At 55.9% G+C, this 21,362-nt stretch carries 18 protein-coding genes; 10 read left to right on the top strand and 8 right to left on the bottom strand.

Going from position 1 to position 21,362, the window contains the following annotated elements; all coding sequences use genetic code 11:
• The first annotated feature begins 93 nt into the window (after nt 1-93).
• Nucleotides 94-1,509: a sugar porter family MFS transporter gene (locus tag ACOTX2_RS13810; RefSeq protein WP_022649253.1), complete on the top strand. Its 1,416-nt coding sequence runs from the start codon at nt 94-96 to the stop codon at nt 1,507-1,509.
• Between the two features lie 70 nt (nt 1,510-1,579).
• Here ACOTX2_RS13810 and ACOTX2_RS13805 read toward each other — a convergent pair whose 3' ends face one another.
• Genes ACOTX2_RS13805 through ACOTX2_RS13790 form a run of 4 tightly spaced genes read right to left on the bottom strand, consistent with a single transcriptional unit; the run spans nt 1,580 to nt 5,805 of the window.
• Complete coding sequence (locus ACOTX2_RS13805) at nt 1,580-2,866, bottom strand: ABC transporter substrate-binding protein (RefSeq protein WP_023298522.1); 1,287 nt, start codon at nt 2,864-2,866, stop codon at nt 1,580-1,582.
• A 13-nt stretch (nt 2,867-2,879) separates the two neighbouring features.
• Nucleotides 2,880-4,007, bottom strand: a complete 1,128-nt coding sequence (locus ACOTX2_RS13800; RefSeq protein WP_038416631.1) for an ABC transporter ATP-binding protein — start codon at nt 4,005-4,007, stop codon at nt 2,880-2,882.
• A 12-nt stretch (nt 4,008-4,019) separates the two neighbouring features.
• Nucleotides 4,020-4,922, bottom strand: a complete 903-nt coding sequence (locus ACOTX2_RS13795; RefSeq protein ID WP_022649251.1) for a carbohydrate ABC transporter permease — start codon at nt 4,920-4,922, stop codon at nt 4,020-4,022.
• Complete coding sequence (locus tag ACOTX2_RS13790) at nt 4,915-5,805, bottom strand: carbohydrate ABC transporter permease (protein WP_003862825.1); 891 nt, start codon at nt 5,803-5,805, stop codon at nt 4,915-4,917. The genes ACOTX2_RS13795 and ACOTX2_RS13790 overlap by 8 nt, the downstream gene beginning before the upstream one ends.
• A 543-nt stretch (nt 5,806-6,348) precedes the next feature.
• On the opposite strand from ACOTX2_RS13790, the gene wzz(fepE) reads away from it, so the two are divergent.
• Entirely contained in the window at nt 6,349-7,485 is a 1,137-nt protein-coding gene (gene wzz(fepE), locus ACOTX2_RS13785) for an LPS O-antigen length regulator Wzz(fepE) (protein WP_023298520.1), read from the top strand.
• A 33-nt stretch (nt 7,486-7,518) separates the two neighbouring features.
• Here wzz(fepE) and ACOTX2_RS13780 read toward each other — a convergent pair whose 3' ends face one another.
• A complete protein-coding gene (locus ACOTX2_RS13780) occupies nt 7,519-7,842 on the bottom strand; it encodes a cupin domain-containing protein (protein ID WP_022649249.1) in 324 nt (107 codons plus the stop codon).
• A 135-nt stretch (nt 7,843-7,977) separates the two neighbouring features.
• Between ACOTX2_RS13780 and ACOTX2_RS13775 the strand changes: the two genes are divergently transcribed.
• The gene (locus ACOTX2_RS13775) at nt 7,978-8,670 is read left to right on the top strand and encodes an aspartate/glutamate racemase (RefSeq protein ID WP_063147425.1); all 693 of its coding nucleotides are present in this window, start codon (nt 7,978-7,980) and stop codon (nt 8,668-8,670) included.
• On the opposite strand, the gene ACOTX2_RS13770 is transcribed toward ACOTX2_RS13775, so the two are convergent.
• A complete protein-coding gene (locus ACOTX2_RS13770; protein WP_022649247.1) occupies nt 8,665-9,591 on the bottom strand; it encodes a LysR family transcriptional regulator in 927 nt (308 codons plus the stop codon). The genes ACOTX2_RS13775 and ACOTX2_RS13770 overlap by 6 nt on opposite strands.
• Nucleotides 9,592-9,711: 120 nt before the next feature.
• Here ACOTX2_RS13770 and lysA point away from each other — a divergent pair, with 120 nt between their 5' ends.
• Entirely contained in the window at nt 9,712-10,974 is a 1,263-nt protein-coding gene (lysA, locus tag ACOTX2_RS13765; protein ID WP_063147426.1) for a diaminopimelate decarboxylase, read from the top strand.
• Here lysA and ACOTX2_RS13760 read toward each other — a convergent pair.
• On the bottom strand, nt 10,944-11,981 hold the full coding sequence (locus tag ACOTX2_RS13760) for a LacI family DNA-binding transcriptional regulator (protein ID WP_022649245.1): 1,038 nt from the start codon (nt 11,979-11,981) through the stop codon (nt 10,944-10,946). The two genes, lysA and ACOTX2_RS13760, sit on opposite strands and share 31 nt — an antisense overlap.
• 299 nt (nt 11,982-12,280) lie before the next feature.
• Between ACOTX2_RS13760 and ACOTX2_RS13755 the strand changes: the two genes are divergently transcribed.
• The 4 genes from ACOTX2_RS13755 (at nt 12,281) to ACOTX2_RS13740 (ending at nt 16,366) form a co-directional block, all read left to right on the top strand.
• The gene (locus tag ACOTX2_RS13755; RefSeq protein WP_006811828.1) at nt 12,281-13,606 is read left to right on the top strand and encodes a PTS sugar transporter subunit IIC; all 1,326 of its coding nucleotides are present in this window, start codon (nt 12,281-12,283) and stop codon (nt 13,604-13,606) included.
• A gap of 7 nt (nt 13,607-13,613) precedes the next feature.
• Entirely contained in the window at nt 13,614-15,041 is a 1,428-nt protein-coding gene (locus ACOTX2_RS13750; protein WP_023298517.1) for a glycoside hydrolase family 1 protein, read from the top strand.
• A gap of 78 nt (nt 15,042-15,119) precedes the next feature.
• Nucleotides 15,120-15,893 carry a GntR family transcriptional regulator gene (locus ACOTX2_RS13745; RefSeq protein ID WP_022649243.1) on the top strand — a complete coding sequence of 258 codons (774 nt, stop codon included), beginning with the start codon at nt 15,120-15,122 and terminating at the stop codon, nt 15,891-15,893.
• Nucleotides 15,890-16,366, top strand: coding sequence for a GNAT family N-acetyltransferase (locus tag ACOTX2_RS13740; RefSeq protein ID WP_023306858.1), 477 nt, complete (start codon nt 15,890-15,892; stop codon nt 16,364-16,366). The genes ACOTX2_RS13745 and ACOTX2_RS13740 overlap by 4 nt, the downstream gene beginning before the upstream one ends.
• On the opposite strand, the gene galR is transcribed toward ACOTX2_RS13740, so the two are convergent.
• Complete coding sequence (gene galR, locus ACOTX2_RS13735) at nt 16,321-17,343, bottom strand: HTH-type transcriptional regulator GalR (RefSeq protein ID WP_003862806.1); 1,023 nt, start codon at nt 17,341-17,343, stop codon at nt 16,321-16,323. The genes ACOTX2_RS13740 and galR overlap by 46 nt on opposite strands.
• A gap of 617 nt (nt 17,344-17,960) precedes the next feature.
• Between galR and aas the strand changes: the two genes are divergently transcribed.
• Entirely contained in the window at nt 17,961-20,120 is a 2,160-nt protein-coding gene (gene aas / locus ACOTX2_RS13730; protein ID WP_063147427.1) for a bifunctional acyl-ACP--phospholipid O-acyltransferase/long-chain-fatty-acid--ACP ligase, read from the top strand.
• Entirely contained in the window at nt 20,113-21,306 is a 1,194-nt protein-coding gene (gene lplT / locus ACOTX2_RS13725; protein WP_022649240.1) for a lysophospholipid transporter LplT, read from the top strand. Before aas ends, lplT begins: the two co-directional genes overlap by 8 nt.
• Nucleotides 21,307-21,362: the final 56 nt, after the last annotated feature.

Genomic DNA, 21,362 nt, shown 5'->3' with positions numbered 1-21,362 from the left:
AAATAATCCATATCTTCACCAGTTCCGACCTGACACTTTCTTCCGGTATCTCGTAATTTCACTTAACGAATTTCGCTGTTGAGGCAGGAAACTATGACATCTATAAATGACTCTACCCTTATGCCCGCTGCGCTGCGCGATACCCGACGCATGAACCAGTTTGTTTCTGTTGCGGCCGCCGTAGCCGGTCTACTGTTTGGTCTGGATATCGGCGTTATCGCTGGCGCACTGCCCTTTATTACCGACCACTTTACGTTAAGCAACCGCCTGCAAGAGTGGGTGGTGAGCAGCATGATGCTGGGCGCGGCCATCGGCGCGTTGTTTAACGGCTGGCTGTCGTTCCGTCTCGGGCGCAAATACAGCCTGATGGTTGGGGCGATCCTGTTCGTCGCAGGCTCCATCGGCTCCGCGTTTGCGACAAACATAGAAGTGCTGCTGCTTTCACGCGTGCTGCTTGGCGTAGCGGTGGGTATCGCGTCCTACACCGCGCCGCTTTATCTCTCTGAAATGGCAAGTGAGAACGTGCGAGGGAAGATGATCAGTATGTATCAGCTGATGGTGACGCTCGGTATCGTGCTGGCGTTTCTGTCGGATACGTACTTCAGCTACAGCGGCAACTGGCGGGCAATGCTTGGCGTGCTGGCGCTGCCTGCGCTGGTGCTGATTGTGTTAGTCATTTTCCTGCCGAACAGCCCGCGCTGGCTGGCGCAAAAAGGGCGTCACGTGGAGGCGGAAGAGGTGCTGCGCATGTTGCGCGACACGTCTGAAAAAGCGCGTGAAGAGCTGAACGAAATCCGCGAAAGCCTGAAGCTGAAGCAGGGCGGCTGGTCCCTGTTTAAGGCGAACCGCAACGTGCGCCGCGCGGTGTTCCTCGGCATGCTGTTACAGGCGATGCAGCAGTTTACGGGGATGAACATCATTATGTATTACGCCCCGCGCATTTTTAAAATGGCCGGTTTTACCACCACCGAACAGCAGATGATCGCCACGCTGGTGGTGGGGCTGACCTTTATGTTCGCCACCTTTATCGCGGTGTTCACCGTTGATAAGGCCGGACGTAAACCCGCCCTGAAAATTGGCTTTAGCGTGATGGCGCTCGGCACCTTAATCCTTGGCTACTGCCTGATGCAGTTCGATAACGGCACGGCGTCAAGCGGCCTCTCCTGGCTCTCCGTGGGCATGACCATGATGTGTATCGCCGGTTACGCGATGAGCGCCGCGCCGGTGGTGTGGATCCTGTGCTCTGAAATACAGCCGCTGAAATGCCGCGACTTTGGTATCACCTGTTCCACCACCACCAACTGGGTGTCGAACATGATCATTGGCGCGACCTTCCTGACACTGCTGGATGCGATTGGCGCGGCAGGCACCTTCTGGCTCTATACGGTGCTGAACGTGGCGTTTATCGGTGTGACCTTCTGGCTGATCCCCGAAACCAAGGGCGTGACCCTGGAGCATATTGAACGCAAGCTGATGAGAGGGGAGAAACTACGTAATATCGGCGTGTAATGTAATTGCCCGGTGGCGCTTCGCTTACCGGGCCTACGATACCGTGTAGGCCCGGTAAGCGGCTTAGTGTTTACCGCATCGCACGTCTCAAAATACGCTCCGCCTGACGCTGGAAGTCAGCGGCCGTCTCTTCCACGGTTTTCTGCCCGTAGTCGATATACTGCAAAGAAGTACCGAACTGCGCCACAATCTGTGGGTCGTCAAAGTATGGCGAGACGGTGAGTTTCGCCGGCAACGACTGCGCCAGACGCAGGCCTGCCACGGAAGGATCGTCCTCTTTAATGGTGCCGTCTTCAGTCAGATACTGCACCGCTACTTTGCTCAGCGGTACGCCACGCTCAAGGCCCAGCGTATCGACCCCTTCTTTGCTGTTGAGCAGGAAATTAATCAGCTTCGCCGCCGCTTCCGGGTTTTTGGTCGACTTACCAATCGACAGCATTTGCGCCGGTTTGAAGAACAGGCCCGCGTCGGTGGCGCCCGGCAGCATTGGGTAGCTGCCCAGCTCCAGTTTCGCCGGTGGCTTCAGGTTGTCGGAATATTTGTTGATGGTGGAGTTCCACATATAGGTGCCGCCCCATTCTCCCTGGATCCACGGCTTCATCTCATACATGTTGCTCTTACCAAACGAGGCATAGTATTTGGTGTCCGGCATGACGTGGCTGTCGATCAGCTTTTTGTAGGTCTGGAAGAACTCCACCCACTGTTCCTTTGTGTAGCTGAACTTTTTGGTTTTCTCATCCACCGCAGGAATGTTGTACTTCTGGATCATGTACGAATTAAGCAGCGCCAGCGTATCCTGGTGCTCGAGGATCACCGGGTAGTATTGCTTACCGAGCTTGCTCTCGAAGGTTTTACCGGCCGCCATCAGCTCGTCCCAGGTTTTCGGGTACGCAATACCCGCTTTTTTCCAGGTTTCGTCATTGAAGTAGAACACCCGCGCCGTCACCGAGATCGGAATGCCGTTCAGCTTGCCATCCACGGTGGTGGTTTGCAGCTCTTTGGGATCGAACTGCGACAGGTCGATCACCTCCTTCAACTTGTTCAGATCGTAGAAGCCGTCACCGGTTTTGGAGAAGATCGGCAGCCAGTTCCAGTTCGTCTGCATTACGTCTGGCTCGGTTCCACCCGCAATCTGGGTGGTCAGACGGGAGAGGTGACCGTCCCAGCCGGTGTATTCCGCTTTCACGTTGATGTCCGGGTTCTGCTTATGGAACTCCTCCAGCGCTTTCAGGGTGACCTGGTGACGGCCGTTGCCGCCCCACCAGGACATCCGTAAATCCACATTCTGCGCCATCGATGGCAAAGCGGTAAGGCCCAGGGTCGCGGAGATAGCTGCGCTTAAAAGCACTTTTTTCATTTTTATCACTCCATCAGAGAGAGAGGTTCTGTTCAGTTTTTGCGTCAAAAATATGACACTTATTCATATCAAACGTGAAATACACCTTACGATGAAGTCCCTTATCAATCATTGGTTTAGCTTCATCGGACGGGATTCTGGCGGTCAGTTCGTAGTCCGCGACCTTCAGGTACACAAAGAATTCGTGGCCCATGTTCTCAACGCGCACCATCTCCCCGCTACAGCCGCCGTTCGGGAAGGGCTCATCAGAGAGCGACACAAATTCCGGGCGCACGCCGAAGAAGATCTCCTTACCCGCGTAAGCGGCGACTTTCTCCTGCTTCTCCGCGTTCAGCGGCATGGTTTCATCACCAATGGCGATGTGCAGCTGTCCCGCTTTTTCGACCAGCACGCTTTTGCGTATATTCATCTCCGGCGCGCCGATAAAGCCCGCCACGAACATGTTCTTCGGCTTGTGGTAGAGATTGTCCGGCGTATCCACCTGCATGATATGGCCGAGCTTCATCACGCAGATGCGGTCGCCCATGGTCATCGCTTCGGTCTGGTCGTGGGTCACGTAAACGGTGGTGGCCGGTTTTCCGGATTTCTTCAGCTGCTTATGCAGGTCGGAAATACGGATACGCATCGAGGCGCGCAGTTTGGCGTCGAGGTTTGAAAGCGGCTCATCGAACAGGAACACATCCGGTTTTTTCACAATCGCACGGCCTACCGCCACGCGCTGCGCCTGGCCGCCGGAAAGCTGGCGCGGCAGGCGGTCGAGCAGCTCTTCAAGCTCAAGAATTTTGGCGGCTTCATTCACCTGGGACTCAATCTGATCTTTCGGCAGCTTGCTCAACTTGAGGCCAAAGGCCAGATTCTCGCGCACCGTCATGTGTGGATAGAGGGCGTAGTTCTGGAACACCATCGCAATCCCGCGCTCTTTCGGCGCGAGGTTGTTCACGATCTTGTCGCCGATACGCACCTCGCCGCCGCTGATGGTTTCCAGTCCCGCCAGCATGCGCAGAGTAGTGGATTTGGCGCAGCCGGATGGGCCGACGATCACCATGAATTCCCCTTCGGCGATTTTAAGATCGATAGCGTGTACCGCTTTAAAACCGTTGGAGTAGACCTTTTCCAGCTTGTTGAAAATAACTTCAGCCATGGTATTTCCCTCTTAACCTTTAATTCCGCTGCTGGTGACGCCCTGTACGAAGTAGCGCTGTGCCAGGAAGAAGACAATGATGGATGGCAGAATGGAGATGCTCGCCATTGCCAGAATTTCGTTCCACGGCGCCCCTTCGGTGACGTCGATGGACATTTTCAGCGCCAGTGCAATCGGGTATTTATCCACGCTGTAGACATAAATCAGCGGCCCGATAAAGTCGTTCATGGACCACATGAACTGGAACAGGGCGACGGAGATAATGGCCGGTTTAAGGATCGGCACAACCACGTACCACAGCACCTGAAGGGAGTTACAGCCGTCAATCTGCGCCGCCTCTTCCATGTCACGCGGGACGCCGCGCAGGAACTGGATCAGCATGAAGACGAAGAACCCCTGGGTGGCGAAGGCCAGCGGCAGGTACAGCGGCATATAGCTGTTCAGCATGCCCATTTCACGGAACATCAGGTACTGCGGGATCAGCAGCACGGTGCTGGGTAGCAGCATGGTGGTAATGAGCGTGGCGAACCAGAACTTCTTCCACGGGATCTCGAAGCGGGCAAAGCCATACGCCACGATGGTGGAAGAGATAATGGTCAGGATCACTTTCGGGATCACATACTTAAAGGTGTTCAGCATGTAGTGGCCGAAGTTGTACTCGGTGCCGGTTTTCCAGCCGTTGATGAAGCCGTCCCAGGTGGCATGGGCAGGCCACAGGCTCAGGGTGGTGAAGATCTCGTGGTTCGGTTTGAACGACGCGGAGAACATCCACACCAGCGGGTAAAGCATCAGCAGGCCGACAAACAGCAGGATCGCATAGCGAACGGTGGCATTGATTTTCTCTCTGCGCAGCGTGCGGGCTACTTCGCGTTCGGCGATGCTTCTTGCCGTGGAGAGTTGTTGAATATCAGCCATTTTTGCCTCCTTTATCGGCGGAGTAGAACACCCAGTATTTCGACGACTTAAAGGCGATACCGGCGAAGACGGCCACCACCAGGAACAGGATCCACGCCAGCGCCGCGCCATAACCCATATCGAAATACTTAAACGCGGTGTCGTAGATGTAGAGCGAGAACAGGTAGGTCGAATAGGTCGGCCCGCCGCCGGTGATCACGTACGGCCCGGTAAATTCCTGGAACGCCTGCGTGGTCTGCATGATGAAGTTGAAGAAGATCACCGGCGTAATCAGCGGCACGGTCACCTTCATGAACATCTGCCATTTCGATGCGCCATCGATCATCGCCGCTTCATACTGGGACTGCGGTACGTTTTGCAGCGCGGCCAGGAAGATGACCATCGCGGAACCGAACTGCCAGACGCGCAGCAGGGTAACGGACATTAGCGCCAGTGACGGTTCACCCAGCCAGTTCACCGGGTCAAAACCAAATACGCCGATAAAGCTGTTCAGCAGGCCATCGATCGCAAATAAGGCGCGCCACAATACGGCAATGGCGACGGAACTGCCGAGGATCGACGGAATATAGTAGGCAGTACGGAAAAATCCGATGCCACGTAATTTAAAGTTCAGGACAAAGGCAATCCCTAATGCGAAGGCGAGCTTTAACGGAATGGTTAAAAATACGTATGCAAAGGTCACGCCCATTGATTTCCAGAAGAGCGTGTCTTCGGTAAACATGTAGCGATAGTTTTCGATGCCGTTAAACACCGGCGGACTCATCAAATCGTAATCCGTAAAGCTGAGGAAAAATGATGAGACGAAGGGGAATGCCGTAAAGAGTATCAACCCGATGATGTAGGGTGATATCCATGCGAGCCCCAGCAGCTTGTTTTCATTCATACATACCTACCTGGCGATCAATGGTTTAAAACGGAATCTGCTTTGTTACATCTTCCCAGGCCCGCATCGCGCGGCATGAGAGCTGAGTTTTAGGGTGCAATATCTGGCGTCGGCTAAATATAAAATTGTTTTTTAACGCTTTTTTTCCTTCCTCTTTGCGCTAAATGCGTTGGGTTTCAAAAGAGCTGAACCGCCGTTCTTGGATACTAAAACATCGTTTTATTTTATATTATTGCGATTTATTTCTGCGTCATTCGCTTAATGATGGAAATGTGATCAGCGTCGAAACGCTGTTTCAATATAGTGAGGGAGGTGGCATTTTTGCCTTTTCACGGACGTTCGTCGGGACTGCGAGGAGGCGATACGAAGCACAAGTGGAAACGGGAAAAACAATAGTCACGCAGCGTGGCTAACTACCAGATCTGATAGCAGGTCTACAGATGTACCAATTCGGCATTCAGATAATTCTTACATTCTTGTATGATTTCTTAAACCGGAACCAGTCAGGCAGAATTTCACTGCATCCTTAAAAGAAGAACAGTTATGTCAGCAATGGATTTCAAACAACATACGGATCTCAACTTTCCTCACTATGCTCCCCCGGCGGTCAGCGCTAAAGAAATAGATCTCCTGGGTCTGCTGGACGTCCTGCTGGCAGCAAAAAAACGCATCATTACCATTGTGTTTGCATTTGCACTGGTCGGCCTGGCAATCGCCTTCCTGATACCGCAAAAATGGACCAGTAAAGCGGTCATTACGCCAGCGGAACAGACGCAGTGGAGTTCGCTGCGCCAGATGATGGTGACGCTGCAGGTGCTTGATGTGGACGTTAAAGTTACCCGTGCGGATGTATTTAATCTGTTTATCAAAAAGTTTCAGTCTCAGTCCCTGCTTGAAGAGTACATGAAGAGCTCTCCTTACGTGATGGCTCAGCTCGATGGCGCCGAGGTTGACCCGCTGGAGCTGCACCGCGCGGTGGTCAATATCGCCGAAAAGATGAAGGCTATTGATAACACCCAGGAAAAAAATGCTGATAAAGCACCGTATCTCTCCTGGACGTTAAGCTTCACTGCCCCAACGGCAGAGGACGCGCAGAAAGTGTTGAATGGTTACATTCAGTACATTTCCCGCATCGTCGAGCAGGAGACCATGCAAAACATCCGCGATCAGCTGATCCTGAGAACCAAAACGGTTCAGCAGCAGCTGGAGCTGGATCGGGTTCGACTGACCAATATCCATAATACCAACCTGCAACGCCTGAACTACTCGCTGGAAGTGGCGAACGCGGCAGGGATCAAAAAGCCGGTTTACAGTAACGGACAAGCGGTGAAAGACGATCCGGATTACTCCGTCGCGCTCGGCGCGGACGGGATTGCGCAGAAATTGCAGATTGAAAAAAATCTGAAGGATGTTTCTGAGCTGAACGCCGATTTCCAGAACCGCGAATACTATCTGGCGCAGCTGCAAAAACTCTCCTTCGAAGACGTGAGCCTGGAGCCGTTCAAATACCAGCTCTCTCCTTCTATGCCGGTGAAAAAAGATGGCCCGGGCAAAGCACTGATCGTGCTGCTGGCGGGTATTCTGGGTGGGCTGTTCGCCTGTGGCAGCGTGCTGCTGCGCGAAGCAATGCGCTCCCGCAACCCGCTGCCGGAACAACTTCCTGAGCCGGTTACGGAATAACATGAAAAAAGGCGCTCTGATGAGCGCCTTTTATTATTTCAGGAAATCCTCGCGTACCGGCGTAAAGGTATCCAGCAAGGTGCCGGGTTTGAGGCAAACGCAGCCGTGCATCACGTGCGGCTTTTTATAGAGAGTGTCGCCCGCCGTTACCACATGCTTTTCCTCGCCAATGGTGAACTCAAATTCCCCCGAGAGAACGTAGGTGAGCTGCTCATGCGGGTGGTTATGCAGCGGGCCAATCGCACCTTGCTCGAAATTCACTTCCACCGCCATCATCCTGCCATCGTGCGCCAGAATACGACGCGTCACGCCGTTGCCCAAATCCTCAAGCGTGGTCTCTTTATGGAAAATAAACATATTTTCGCCCTGTTATGTAATGAAACATTGTTTCATTTAACTTATCTCAGCCGCAGCGAAAAGAAAACGTTTAGCCAAATAACTGGAGAGGCGATCACAAGTTTGCTTCACTGGGTGAAACGTACAGGAGGAAAGATGAAAACGATCGGTCTGTTAGGGGGCATGAGCTGGGAATCAACGATCCCGTACTACCGCCTGATTAATGAAGGCGTCAAACAGCGTCTGGGCGGTCTGCATTCGGCCAGCCTGCTGCTGCACAGCGTGGATTTCCATGAAATAGAAGCCTGCCAGTCGAGCGGGGAGTGGGACAAAGCCGGGCAGATTCTGGCGGACGCCGCACTTGGCCTGGAGCGTGCGGGCGCGCAGGGTATTCTGCTGTGTACCAACACCATGCATAAGGTGGCGTCGCACATTGAAGACCGCTGTTCGCTGCCGTTCTTACATATCGCGGATGCCACCGGGCGTGCCATACGTGCCGCCGGCATGACGCGCGTGGCGCTGCTGGGGACGCGCTACACCATGGAGCAGGATTTTTACCGCGGGCGGCTGAGCGGCCAGTTCGGGATTGAAAGCCTGATTCCGGAAGAGGCTGACCGGGGGCGCATTAACCAGATTATTTTTGATGAGCTGTGTCTGGGCACCTTCAGCGAAACGTCGCGCGCCTGGTACGTCAGCGTGATTGAGAAACTGGCGCAGCAGGGGGCGGAAGGGGTTATCTTCGGCTGTACCGAAATTGGCCTGCTGGTGCCGGCAGACCAAAGCCCGATACCGGTCTTCGATACCGCCGCCATCCATGCCGCGGATGCGGTGGAGTTTATGCTGTTATAAAGGTTTTTGCAGGTCAGGTAAGCGAAGCGCCACCTGACGCGCGTGCGCAATCAGGTGTTCACTAAAGGCATCAACCAGCGCTGAGGCGGGCCGGTGCAGCGGGCGGATCAGGCTTACGGTAAAGGGAACGGAAACGCTAAAACGGCGCAGAACCACGCCGCTGCTGGCGTAGTCCATAGCCGTGAGCGGGTTCACCACCGAAATACCCACGCCCGCGCGCACCATCGCGCAAATTGATGCCGCACTGTGCGTTTCCATCACCATCCGCCGCTTCACCTGATGTTCGGCAAACAGGCCATCCAGAAGCTGCCGGTAGCTGTCGGTCTGCGACAGGCTGATATAGTTCTCACCGTGAAAATCTGCCGGGGTCAGAACTGCTTTGAAAGCAAGCGGGTGGCTGGCAGGCAGCACGCAGACCTCATCCAGCGAGAGCAGCTCCGTGCGTTCCGTTCCCGCTGGCGTGACGAGGGTTTCGGTCAGACCCAGATCGTGGCGCTGGGCCGAAAGCCACTCCTCCAGCAGCGGCGACTCCTGCGGCACGATGGTCAGGCTGACCTCCGGATAGCGGGCCAGAAACGGCTGTAGCAGTACCGGCAGGAATGACTGAGAAAAGACCGGCAGGCAGACGATGGACAGCTCGCCCTGGCGAAACTCCCTCAGGCTCTCCGCCGCGCTCACGATCCTGTCCAGCCCGTACCAGGAGCGCTGAACCTCCTCAAAAAGACGTAAACCCTGCACCGTTGGATGCAGCCTGCCGCGGGTGCGTTCAAACAGCTTCAGCCCCAGCACTTTCTCAAAACGCGCCAGCTCGCGGCTGACCGTCGGCTGCGAGGTGTGCAGCATCTGCGCGGCTTCAGTGAGATTGCCGGTGGTCATCACCGCATGAAAAATCTCGATATGGCGTAGGTTAACGGCGGGCATAGGGCACCTGATGGCTGAGCGTGGTCCATATCATTTTTGCATAGACTCACGATAAAACGATATTTTTTATTCTCTTCAGGCTATGGCGTAATGATAAAAAACAGAATACCGGAGACGACCATGCCACGCCCCCTCAACCAGACCGAAACCGATTTAAACGCCGATAACCTGCTGCGCCTGCCTGCCGAATTCGGCTGTCCGGTGTGGGTCTACGATGCGCAGATTGTTCGCGAGAAAATCGCCGCGCTGCATCAGTTTGACGTGGTGCGTTTTGCGCAGAAGGCCTGCTCCAATATTCATATTCTGCGCATGATGCTCGAGCAGGGCGTGAAGGTTGACTCCGTATCGCTGGGTGAAATCGAACGTGCGCTGGCGGCCGGGTTTGATCCAAAGGCCGATAGCGACGCGATCGTCTTCACCGCTGACCTGATAGACGACGCCACGCTGGCGCGCGTGCACGAGCTGCAAATCCCGGTGAATGCCGGTTCGGTGGATATGCTGGAACAGCTTGGGCAGGTTTCCCCGGGCCATCGCGTCTGGCTGCGCATCAACCCGGGCTTTGGTCACGGTCACAGTCAGAAAACCAACACCGGGGGCGAAAACAGCAAGCACGGGATTTGGTATGCCGATATGCCTGCGGCGCTGGAGGTTTTACAACGTTACAACCTTAAGCTGGTGGGTATTCACATGCATATCGGATCCGGCGTGGATTATGGCCATCTTGAGCAGGTCTGTGGCGCGATGGTGCGTCAGGTTATCGATTTTGGTCAGGATCTGGAGGCGATCTCCGCCGGGGGAGGGCTTTCGATCCCTTACCGCGAAGGGGAGGAGGCGATCGACACGGATCACTATTACGGCCTGTGGAGCGCCGCGCGTGACAGCATCGCCGCTCATCTGGGCCATGCGGTGAAGCTGGAGATTGAGCCGGGTCGTTTCCTGGTCGCCGAAGCTGGCGTGCTGGTGGCGCAGGTGCGGAGCGTGAAGGAGATGGGAAGCCGTCACTTTGTGCTGATTGATGCTGGCTTCAACGACCTGATGCGCCCGTCCATGTACGGCAGCTATCATCACATCACCGCGCTTGCCGCCGATGGCCGCGATCTGGTCAACGCCCAGCGCATCGAGACCGTTGTTGCCGGCCCGCTGTGTGAATCCGGTGACGTCTTTACTCAGCAGGAAGGCGGGAAAGTCGAAACCCGTTCGCTGCCAGAGGTAAAACCGGGAGATTATCTGGTGCTGCATGATACCGGTGCATACGGGGCGTCTATGTCTTCGAACTACAATAGCCGTCCGCTGCTGCCGGAAGTGCTGTTTGATAATGGCGTGGCGCGGCTGATTCGCCGTCGCCAGACCATTCAGGAATTGCTGGCGTTAGAGCTGGTCTGATTAAACCAGGGCCCTGTTGTCACCGAATCGCGTAACACCAGCGTGCCGGTGAACGGTGGGATCGCTTCAACCGGCTGGTTTTTTGCCAGCCGGATCGCCTGGTCGATCGCCGTCACGATCATGTTGTCGATCGGCAAATACACCGACGACAGGGCAGGCTCCAGCCACTTTGCGCTGGGGGCATCGTCAAAACCAAACAGCGAAATATCCTGCGGGATCTTCAGCCCGGCCTGGTGTAATGCTTTGGAGGCGCCCAGGGCCATATCATCATTACAGGCAAACAGGGCGCTGAACGATGTCTTTTCCGCAATCAGCTCCTTGCACAGCTCGTAACCCCGCGTCATGCCTGCATCGCCGTATTTAATCCGCCGCTCATCGAGACGAATACCGTGCTTCTCCAGCGCCTTACGGTAGCCCATCAGCCGCGCTTTACCCGTTGGGGTGTGGATCGGGACGGTGATACAGGCGATCTCCCGATGGCCCTGGCTTATCAGGTAATCCACCGCTTTGAAGGCTGCGTCCTGCTGTTCAAAGAAGACGCAGCGATCCGCCGCCTGGCTCACTTCGCGGTTAATGATCACCAGCGGCGTCTGCACGCTGTTGATCAGCTTCAGGATCGTCTTTTCGCTCATGTAACGCGTGTACAGCACGATGGCGTCGCACTTGCGGTCGGCGAGCATCTGCACCGCCAGTTCTTCCTGTTCAGGGGCATCGTGACCGTCGGTAACAATCAGCTGTTTACCGTGCGTTTCGGTCTGCCGTGACGCCTGCTGTAGCAAACGACCAAAGTAAAAACCGTCGAACGTCGAGACGACCAGACCGATGCTGTTGCTGGTCTGGTTAGCCAGCGAGCGCGCGAGAAAGTTCGGACGATAGCCCAGCTCCTCCATCGCGCGAAATACCTGCTGGCGCGTGCTCTCTTTAACCTGACCTGTGCCGTTCAGCACGCGCGAAACGGTGGCCTTCGACACGCCCGCACGCAGTGAGACATCCAGCATTGTTGCCATTCGAAATTCCTGTTTCCACGTAATGGTTTGCAGTTTAACACAGACCATCCGGCGCATAAGCGACGTGGGAAGGACAAAACCCCATAACGATCACGCTTTTCAGTAACGATCCTCGCCCGCGGAATAAATGCCTGTCATTGGTATACCAAAATGGTGATAAATCATAATCTGGAATACCTCTAACGGCGTTGGGAGCTTAATCACAGAACAAATCGCCTGTGGACGCTATTTTTGGCATACCAATAGTATCCGGCTGTACACCTTATTCAATAAAAGCCCTTTTACTGAGGTATTACCCTATGGCATTTCAGGAAAAACTGATCGACGCTCTGGGCAGTTTTGCCACTACCTTCAACAGCTATCGCTATATCCAGGCGATCAAGTCTGCGTTTATTACCTTAATGCCAGTCATCATAGTGGGGGCGTTCTCGGTATTGATCTCCAATATGGTGCTGGATCCGAAAAACGGTCTGGCGAGCTTTCAGTCGCTGTCGTTTCTCGCGGCCTTAAAGCCGATCACCAGCGCGCTCAACTATGCCACGCTGAATTTTCTCAACATCGGCGCGGTGTTTTTAATCGGCATTGAGCTGGGGCGTATTAACGGCATTAAGTCCCTGTTCCCCGGCCTGCTGGCGGTGATCTGCTTTATCTGCGTGACGCCGACCACGGTGGAAATGCTGGTGGACGGTGAGATGCACGTGGTGAAAGATGTGCTGCTGCGCCAGTTCTCAGATACCCGCAGCCTGTTCCTAGGTATGTTTATCGCCATCCTGTCGGTGGAGATCTACTGCTGGCTGGAAAACCGCAAGGGGCTGAAAATCAGGATGCCGGACACGGTGCCGCCGAACGTTGCCGCGTCGTTCTCTGCGCTGATCCCGGCCATTATCACCACCACCGCCATCGCCACCTTTGGCTTCGTGTTTCATCAGGTTACCGGCATGTATCTCTACGACGCGGTTTATCAGGTGGTGCAACAGCCGCTGGAGCGCGTGGTGCAAAGCCTGCCGGGGATCCTGCTGCTGATGTTTGTCGCCCAGCTGTTCTGGGTGATTGGTATTCACGGCAACCAGATGATCAAGCCGATCCGCGAGCCGCTGCTGCTGGGGGCAATCACCGTTAACATGAGCGCGTTCGAGCAGGGCAAAGAGGTGCCAAACATCATCACCATGCCGTTCTGGGACGTCTATATGAGCATCGGCGGCTCCGGCCTGACCATCGGCCTGCTGATAGCCGTCATGATTGCCACCAAACGTAAAGAGATGAAGGAGATAGCCAAGCTCTCCATCGGGCCGGGTATTTTTAATATCAATGAGCCGGTGATCTTCGGTATGCCAATCATGCTCAACCCGATCCTGGCTATCCCCTTCATCATCACGCCGCTGGTGACGGGCTCGATTGGCTACTTTGCCACCGTGACCGGATTTGCCGGGAAAGCCGTGGTAATGGTGCCCTGGACCACGCCGCCGCTGATCAACGCCTGGCTGTCAACGGCGGGCTCCATGGGGGCGGTCATCACCCAGTTTATCTGCATCGTGACCGCGGTGATTATCTATCTGCCGTTTGTGAAAATTGCTTCACGCCGCGCAGAGCAGGCCGCACTGCAACAAGCCACCGATAACGCATGAGGATACGATGAGCACAAAACAGATAGCCATACCGCAAGATTTTATTCTGGGCGCGGCGGCATCGGCCTGGCAGACCGAGGGCTGGAGCGGCAAAAAGCCGGGGCAGGATTCGTGGATCGATCTCTGGTACATGAACGATCGTCACGTCTGGCACAACGGCTATGGTCCGGCGGTGGCAACCGACTTTATCAATCGCTTCCGCGAAGATGTAGCGCTGATGAAGCAGGCGGGACTGACGCACTATCGCACCTCGATCAACTGGTCGCGCTTTTTAACCGACTATGAAAATGCGACGGTAGATGAAGAGTACGCCGCGTATTACGACGCGCTGTTCGATGAAATGCACCGTCAAGGCATTGAGCCGATGATCTGCCTGGAACACTACGAATTGCCGGGCGTGCTGCTGGAGACCTACGGCGGCTGGGCGTCAAAGCACGTCGTCGAGCTGTTCGTTCGCTATGCAGAAAAGGTATTTGAGCGCTTTCACGGCAAAGTCACCCGCTGGTTTACCTTCAACGAACCGATTGTGGTCCAGACGCGCGTCTACCTTGACGCGCTGCGCTGGCCCTATGAGCAGAGCACCAGCACCTGGATGCAGTGGAACCACCATAAGGTGCTGGCGACGGCGAAAGTGGTGAAGCTGTTTCGCGAGAAAGGGTATGACGGCACGGTGGGCTGTATTCTTAACCCGGAAGTGACCTATCCGCGCTCCCGCGCGCCGCATGACGTGCGAGCGGCAGAGATGTACGATCTGTTCTACAACCGCGTCTTTCTCGACCCGCTGGTGCATGGGCGCTATCCGCAGGCGCTCTTTACCCTGCTGGCGCAGCATCAGGTGCAGTGGGACTACACGGCTGACGAGCTGGCGCTGATTGCCGACAACACCGTCGATGAGCTGGGCATTAACCTCTATTACCCGCATCGCGTCAAAGCCCCGTCCCGCGCCTGGCACCCGGAGACGCCGTTCCATCCGGCGTACTACTACGAGCCGTTTGAGCTGCCCGGACGGCGTATGAACACCTCCCGCGGCTGGGAGATCTTTCCGCGCATTATTTACGACATGGCGATGCGGATTAAAAACGACTATCGCAACATTGACTGGTTTGTGGCGGAAAGCGGGATGGGCGTGGAGAACGAAGCGCAGTATCGCAATCGTGACGGCGTCATTGACGACACGTACCGTATCGCGTTTATCAGCGAACATCTCTACTACACGCTGCTGGCGCGGGAGGCGGGGGCGAACTGTCACGGTTATATGCTGTGGGCCTTCACCGACAATGTCTCCCCGATGAACGCGTTTAAAAACCGCTACGGGCTGATTGAGATCGACCTTGAAAATCAACGCGCACGGCGGGCAAAGAAATCAGCGTCCTGGTTCCGCCAGCTGCGCGATGAGCGTGTGCTGACGCTCAGGGTAGACGATGAATGGAAGTAAGCCTTCTGGTAAAATAGCGCACAAACTGGCCGGGGGGACGTCCGGCCCGCGCATTAACTGAAAAACACAGGTGAAAACGTGGATAAGGCTGTCATCCTGCCGGAAAAAAAACAGTACCAGGAGATTGGCGAGGATTTACGGGCGCAGATTATCCAGGGGCATTATCCCGTGGGATCGCGTCTGCCGCCGGAGCGCAACATCGCCGAGACGTATGGCGTCAGCCGCACTATCGTGCGCGAGGCGCTGCTGATGCTTGAGCTTCAGGGGACGGTGGATATTCGCCAGGGGTCTGGCGTGTACGTGATGCGCATTCCGGAAGAGCATGAAAACGAGGAAGAGCGTTTTCTGAACAGTGACGTTGGGCCGTTTGAAATTCTCCAGGCGCGTCAACTGCTTGAAAGCAACATCGCTGCCTTTGCCGCAAAAATGGCGACACGGGCGGACATCGACAACCTGCGCCGCATTATCGAGCAAGAGCAACGGGCGATTGCCGTCGACGATCGCAGCCAGGACAACAACAAAATGTTCCACCTGGTGCTGGCTGGGGCCACACAAAACCAGATGCTGCTGGCGACGGTTGAGAGTGTCTGGCATCACATGGACAGCAGTCCGCTGTGGCAGCAGTTCAATGGCCATATCGCCAGCCGCGCCTGGCGCCTGAAGTGGCTCGGAGACAGGCAAACCATTCTCGCTGCGCTCCGCCGCCGCGACGTGATGGGGGCGTGGCAGGCGATGTTCCAGCATCTTGAAAACGTCAAAAAGAGCCTGCTCGAGCTGTCAGACGAAGACGCGCCCGATTTTGACGGCTATCTCTTCGAATCGGTCCCTCTTTTCCAGGGGAAGCTGGTGTGAATATACTGCCGCTTCACGCTGCGCCGCAGTTTACACAGCAGGTGATCGACTGGATCTGGAACGCGTTTGGTGAAGGTATGCCGCGTGCCTTTTTCCAGAGCATTGTCGAGCACAGCCTGACGCCAGGCGAGTTACCGCTCACCTTTATTGCCGTTGAGGATGACCAGCTGCTGGGCACCGTTGGGTTGTGGCGTTGCGATTTAATTTCCCGGCAGGATCTTCATCCCTGGCTGGCTGCGCTGTATGTCGATGAAGCCGCGCGGGGAAACGGGCTGGCGGGAAAACTTCAGCAGCATGTTATCGGCTACGCGCGACGCGCCGGGTATCACGAGCTTCATCTCTGGTCTGCCTGCCGCGACTTCTACGAACGTTACGGCTGGCACTACATCGGTGATGCGCTGGAATACCCGGATAAAACCGTCCATCTCTATCGCTGTTCGCTCACGGCTTCCGCGGGCGATACCACCGAGTGACGGCGCACTAAGGTTGGGCTGAACAGGTGGGTAATTTCCGGTGGCGGGCGATGCTCGGCCAGCGCTAACGCCAGTTCTGCCGCCTGCGTTGCCATGGTCACAATCGGGTAGCGCACGGTGGTCAGGCGAGGGCGCACGTAGCGCGACACCAGCACATCATCAAAGCCAATCAGCGAAATTTCTGCCGGGACGTCGATTCCGTTATCATTCAGCACGCCCATCGCGCCGGCGGCCATGGAGTCGTTATAGCTGGCCACGGCGGTGAAATTCCGCCCGCGGCCAAGCAGCTCGGTCATCGCCTGCTCGCCGCCACTCTCATCCGGTTCTCCGTACGCCACAAGACGATCGTTGCACGGCAAACCGGCTTCGCGCAGCGCGTCGTAATAGCCCTGAAGGCGATCTTCCGCATCGGAAATTGGGTGGTTGGAGCACAGATAACCAATTCGGGTATGGCCCTGCTGGATCAGGTGACGGGTTGCGAGCCATGCGCCGTAACGGTCGTCGAGCGCCACGCAGCGGGTTTCAAATCCGGGAATAATACGGTTGATAATCACCATCCCCGGCATCTGTTTCATCAGATGGATCAGCTCGGCGTCGGGGATCATTTTGGCATGGACCACCAGCGCCGCACAGCGATGACGGATCAACTGCTCAATGGCCTGGCGTTCTTTCTGTTCATTGTGGTAGCCATTACCAATCAGCAGGAAATTACCGGTGTGATAAGAAACTTGTTCTACGGCTTTGACCATCGCACCGAAAAACGGATCGGATACATCCCCGACCACCAGCCCGATGGTTTCTGTCGACTGTTGGGCAAGGGCGCGTGCGTTGGCGTTAGGGTGATAATTCAGGTTTTCCATGGCGTCCTGCACGGCCTGGCGTGATGCATCACTCGCTTTAGGGGAGTTGTTGATCACGCGGGAGACGGTCGCGACGGAAACACCGGCCAGACGAGCCACATCCTTAATTGTCGCCATTCAATACCTTCTTATAGGGGTAAGCGTTTACACACTAACTAGTGTTGCGGAAAAGCGGCGTGCATTCAAGGGGAGCGGGTGAGCGTCCTCTGCAAACGTGAAGCAGAACATCCCTCGCGGTGTAATCGTTACACGGCCAGTCATGTCTGAATAATGTCAATCTGAACCTTTAGTTACACTTTGCCTCAGGCTGTTGCGATTGTCCGTTGGCAACGATGCGTTGTGAATTGCTAGAGTCGAGATCCCAGAGGTATTGATAGGTGGAATCAACTTCGGTTGATTAACACGATTTACACCAACCTGCGTTTTACGCAGGTTTTTTTTTGCCTGTAAGTTCAACCTGTAACAGCAAAAGAGATTATTCACACCTGGTTGCACTTCGGCTCATTCCCTTGCGTTTTCCTGCTGGCGAAGCCTGTCGCCGGAGGCCACAATCAAGATCCCAGAGGTATTGATTGGTGAGAATTCCTGGTACGTTTTCGTACTCTTCACTTGCACCAACCTGCGCGGATGCGCAGGTTTTTTTTCGCCTCTGTTTTTGCTATCGCTCCCTCACTACTTCTCGTGTAATCTGCCACCATTTATACCTTTCACACTGGCTGGCAAAGGGAGTTGAAATGCTTTTTGGGTTCTTCCGCACACTGTTTCGTGTCCTGTTTCGCATTCGCGTGACTGGCGATACGCAGGCACTCTATGGCGAGCGTGTTCTTATCACACCGAATCACGTCTCTTTTCTTGATGGCGTATTGCTGGCGCTTTTTTTGCCCGTGCGGCCCGTCTTTGCGGTGTACAGCTCCATCAGTGAAAAATGGTACATGCGCTGGCTCAGGCCGCTGATTGATTTTGTCCCGCTCGACCCTACCAAACCGATGATGATTAAACATCTGGTGCGTCTGATTGGGCAGGGGCGTCCGGTGGTTATCTTCCCGGAAGGGCGGATTTCAATGACGGGCTCCCTGATGAAAATTTACGACGGCGCCGGTTTTGTCGCGGCGAAGTCTCAGGCCACCGTCGTGCCGCTACGCATCGACGGGGCTGAGCTGACCTTTTTCAGCCGTCTGAAAGGGCTGGTGAAGCAGCGTCTGTTCCCGAAAATTACGCTGCATATATTACCGCCGACGTCACTGCCGATGCCCGAGGCGCCGCGCGCGCGCGACCGCCGTAAAATCGCCGGGGAAATGCTGCACCAGATTATGATGGAAGCGCGCATGGCCGTTCGCCCGCGCGAAACGCTGTATGAATCGTTGCTGTCGGCGCAGTATCGCTACGGTGCGAAGAAAAACTGCATCGAAGACATCAACTTTACGCCGGATACCTACCGTAAGCTGTTGACCAAAACGCTGTTTGTCGGGCGTATCCTGGAAAAGTACAGCAAACAGGGCGAAAAGATCGGCCTGATGCTGCCAAACGCGGGTATCAGCGCGGCGGTGATCTTTGGTGCCGTCTCCCGGGGCCGCATTCCGGCGATGATGAACTACACGGCGGGCGTGAAAGGGCTCTCTAGCGCGATTACCGCAGCACAAATCAACACCATCTTTACCTCCCGCCAGTTCCTGGATAAAGGCAAGCTGTGGCACCTGCCGGAACAGCTGACGCAGGTGCGCTGGGTGTTCCTGGAAGATCTGAAAGCAGACGTCACGACCGCCGACAAGCTGTGGATTTTCGCGCACCTGCTGATGCCGCGTCTGGCGCAGGTTAAGCAGCAGCCGGAGGATGATGCCATTATCCTCTTTACCTCCGGCTCTGAAGGCAACCCGAAAGGTGTGGTTCATAGCCACAAAAGCATTCTGGCAAACGTCGAACAGATTAAAACCATCGCTGACTTTACCGCCAACGATCGCTTTATGTCGGCGCTGCCGCTGTTCCACTCATTTGGTTTGACCGTGGGTCTCTTTACGCCGCTGCTGACCGGTGCCGAGGTGTTCCTCTACCCAAGCCCGCTGCACTACCGCATTGTGCCGGAGCTGGTTTATGACCGTAACTGCACGGTGCTGTTCGGGACGTCCACCTTCCTCGGAAACTACGCGCGCTTCGCCAACCCGTATGATTTCTTCCGCGTGCGCTACGTGGTGGCGGGGGCGGAAAAACTCCAGGACAGTACGCGCCAGATCTGGCAGGACAAGTTTGGCCTGCGGATTCTGGAAGGCTATGGCGTGACGGAGTGCGCGCCGGTGGTCTCCATCAACGTTCCGATGGCGGCAAAACCGGGAACGGTTGGCCGCATTCTGCCGGGGCTGGACGCGCGTCTGCTGGCGGTACCGGGTATTGAAGACGGCGGACGTCTTCAGCTGAAAGGGCCGAACGTCATGAACGGCTATCTGCGTGTGGAAAACCCGGGCGTGCTTGAGGCGCCGACGGCCGAGAACGTCAATGGCGAGGTTGAAACGGGCTGGTACGACACGGGCGATATCGTGCGCTTCGACAATCAGGGCTTCGTGCAGATCCAGGGACGTGCAAAACGCTTCGCCAAGATCGCCGGGGAAATGGTCTCTCTTGAAATGGTCGAGACGCTGGCGACCGCAGTCTCGGCGGAGAAAATGCATGCGACCGTGGTGAAAAGTGATGCCAGTAAAGGTGAGGCGCTGGTGCTCTTTACTACTGACGGTGAACTGAAGCGTGATGCGCTTCTCAGGTATGCGCGCGAACATGGTATCCCCGAGCTGGCGGTCCCCCGCGATATTCGTTACCTCAAACAGTTACCGGTGCTGGGCAGCGGTAAACCCGATTTTGTGACCCTGAAGGGCATGGTTGAAGAGGCGGAACAGCATAATGCGTGAGTCAGTACACACTAACACTTCAATCTGGTCGAAAGGCATGATGGCGGTTATCGCCGCCCAGTTTCTTTCCGCGTTCGGCGATAACGCGTTACTGTTTGCTACGCTGGCGTTGCTGAAAGCTGAGTTTTATCCCGACTGGAGCCAGCCGATCCTACAGATGGTGTTTGTGGGTGCTTACATTGTATTTGCGCCGTTTGTTGGCCAGGTGGCAGACAGCTTCCCGAAAGGTCGGGTCATGATGTTTGCAAACAGTCTTAAGCTTCTGGGCGCGGCAAGCATCTGCTTTGGTATCAACCCGTTTGTTGGCTACACGCTGGTAGGCATTGGCGCGGCAGCTTACTCCCCGGCGAAGTACGGCATTCTGGGTGAGCTCACCACCGGCGATAAGCTGGTGAAGGCCAACGGCCTGATGGAGTCCTCCACCATTGCGGCTATTCTCCTGGGGTCGGTGGCGGGCGGCGTGCTGGCAGACTGGCACGTGCTCGCCGCGCTTGGCATCTGTGCCCTGATGTACGGTGGCGCGGTGATCGCCAACCTGTTTATCCCCAAACTGGCCGTGGCGCGTCCGGGACAATCCTGGCGCTTCGGGCCAATGACCGGCAGCTTCTTCAACGCCTGCCGCGTACTGTGGCGTAACGGTGAAACACGCTTCTCGCTGATGGGCACCAGCATGTTCTGGGGGGCTGGCGTTACGCTGCGTTTCCTGCTGGTGCTGTGGGTGCCGGTGGCGCTGGGTATAACAGACAACGCCACGCCGACCTACCTGAATGCCATGGTTGCCGTCGGGATTGTGGTCGGGGCCGGAGCTGCGGCAAAACTGGTGACGCTCGAAACCGTTGCGCGCTGCATGCCTGCAGGGATCCTGATCGGCGTCGGCGTTCTGTTCTTCTCCCTGCAACATGCCATATTGCCAGCCTATGCCCTGTTGTTACTGATCGGCGTATTAGGCGGTTTCTTTGTGGTGCCGCTCAACGCGCTTTTGCAGGAGCGCGGCAAGCAGACCGTCGGGGCTGGCAACGCCATTGCGGTGCAAAACCTTGGCGAAAACATGGCGATGCTGCTGATGCTGGGGATTTACTCGCTGGCGGTAAAAGCAGGTGCGCCGGTTGTGGCAATCGGGGTGGGGTTTGGCGCACTGTTTGCGCTGGCGATTACCGGGCTGTGGGTCTGGCAGCGTCGGCGGTGATATCTTTGCCGGGTGGCGGCTCCGCCTGACCCGGCCTACGTTTCGTGATGTTGGCG

It is taken from the genome of Enterobacter cloacae complex sp. IR5412 (assembly GCF_049237385.1).
GTDB lineage: Bacteria > Pseudomonadota > Gammaproteobacteria > Enterobacterales > Enterobacteriaceae > Enterobacter > Enterobacter intestinihominis.
This window is presented reverse-complemented; position numbering and strand designations above follow the sequence as displayed.